This window comes from Acidobacteriota bacterium (assembly GCA_003225175.1).
In the GTDB taxonomy this organism is placed as follows: Bacteria; Acidobacteriota; Terriglobia; order Terriglobales; family Acidobacteriaceae; genus Gp1-AA112.
Genome location: QIBA01000223.1, coordinates 1 through 1,775 on the forward strand (window position 1 = coordinate 1; position 1,775 = coordinate 1,775).

Sequence of the window (1,775 nt, forward strand, 5' to 3'; positions counted from 1 at the left end):
CTTGATGAGAACTTTTCCGCGGGGCGTGAACTTAATGGCGTTGGCGATCAAGTTCTGAAAGACCCGCCGCAACAAGCTGGCATCTGCATAAAGGACCAGGTGGTGCGGGACTTCATTGATGAGCTGGGTGCTGCCCGTTCCAGCCACTGGACGAAGATCATGGATGAGAGCCTCGACGAGAGGCCATAAGTCAAATTCGCGCCGCTCGAGTTTGATGCCGGTTTCTGTTCGGAGATTAATGTTTTCCTCGATGATCTTGTCGACCAGCCTCTGCAGATGCTGGACGTTACGGCCGAGGGTTTTTAACATCTGCGCTGATTCCGCGCGCTCACTCGGTTCCCGGAATGTTACTTCCAAAACTCTTGTCGCCAGCGAAATGGCATTGAGTGGAGTGCGGAGATCGTGCGCCACAAAAGCGAGATACTCTTCCCGGCGTCGCTGCACTTCGAGGGCTCGCTCTGTCGCATAGGTTTGGACGGCCAGGCCAATCGCCTGGTCGAAGACCCGGTTCATAATGTGGAAGGGTTCTCCCTGGAGGCTCAACCCATTCTTTTCGGCGAGATCGTGAATGCAACCGCGCAGGATGTTGTACTCGGCAACGACCTCTTCGAGATCAAACGCTTCCTGGAGACGCTGTAATCCATGGGCCGGGGGGCTGCTTCCTTCCAGCGCCTCGGGAATTGTCTCGCGCGATTGCGATTGAAGCGCGTTCGCTAATTCCTCCAGGAAATGCGGGATGTGATCGTTCAGCGCCGGGGTTTCCAGATGCTGCGCGGAAGACAGTTGTTTCACCTGCTGCCGCCAGTGCGAGAGGAGAGCGGCGCCTTCCTGCCTGACGAGCGTTGCCAGTTTATCGAGATTATCGATGGTTTTATTATGTGGTTCGGTGCTAGGTTTATCAAGGCTCGCCCGGCATTCTCGTCTGCGATTTGCCCATCGCGCCGAAATCAGTTTTGACCGGTATCTTCGCCCGAGTGGATGGGAGTTGCAGCTGTTTGCGCGTCGTCCCAAATGGAATCAGCGCCTGGATCGGCTTTGAAATGGTCCGCTTCTCCGCAAAATAACCGCCGACGCCGCCGCGCCTTGCTCAAGCAAGCTGACGTGCACCCGCTCCCGCATCTGCCCACCGGCATCTTGATTCGTTCGCTCCCGCTCGCTCAGCCATTCGCCCTGCCGGTCCCATTCTTTGCTCCCAGCAATTCAGGTCTACGCCCAAGGCGTCAAAGCGAATGTCCTCTTCTTCGACCGCAAACCAGCAGCCGAGAAACCCTGGACAGAGAAGCTCTGGATCTACGACCTGCGCACCAACAAGCATTTCACCCTCAAAGAAAACCCACTAAAGCGCAGCGACCTCGACGACTTTGAAAGCCCGGCCGTTGCTTCGCATCCGTTACGGGTCGCCTGCTACAATCCAAAAAACCGTCACGAGCGAAAAGAATCCGACCGATTCAAGAGCTTCACCTATAAAAACTCCTGAACGCGACACGATCCACACTCATCGCGACTGAGACCATCAGTCGATGGCACTTTTCTGCTCGACAAGGAACGCATTTCGCCTCATCTTTAGATTCGTCATTCCGATTATGCCAGCGGAACCGCAGAAACCCAGCCTGTATGAGCGGCTCGGTGGGATTTACAGCATTTCTTGCGTAGTCGACGATCTTATCGACCGTGTCATGACCGATGCCAGGCTCAACGCCAACCCGGCGGTAAATGAGGCCCACCATAAGGTGCCGCCACCAGGGTTTAAGTATCTCGTTACTGAAATGGTCGGT

Annotated in this window: 2 protein-coding genes and 1 pseudogene; 2 read left to right on the forward strand and 1 reads right to left on the reverse strand. The window is 55.5% G+C overall.

What is annotated here, in order from left to right:
• A partial coding sequence (locus DMG62_24785; GenBank protein ID PYY19267.1) for a two-component sensor histidine kinase occupies window positions 1-849 on the reverse strand: 849 nt, incomplete at its 3' end.
• A gap of 225 nt (window positions 850-1,074) precedes the next feature.
• Here DMG62_24785 and DMG62_24790 point away from each other — a divergent pair.
• Both DMG62_24790 and DMG62_24795 read left to right on the forward strand, forming a co-directional pair.
• Window positions 1,075-1,465: pseudogene (locus DMG62_24790) on the forward strand (hypothetical protein).
• 118 nt (window positions 1,466-1,583) lie between these two features.
• Window positions 1,584-1,775: group 1 truncated hemoglobin (locus DMG62_24795; GenBank protein PYY19268.1), on the forward strand; the 192-nt coding region annotated here is incomplete at its 3' end.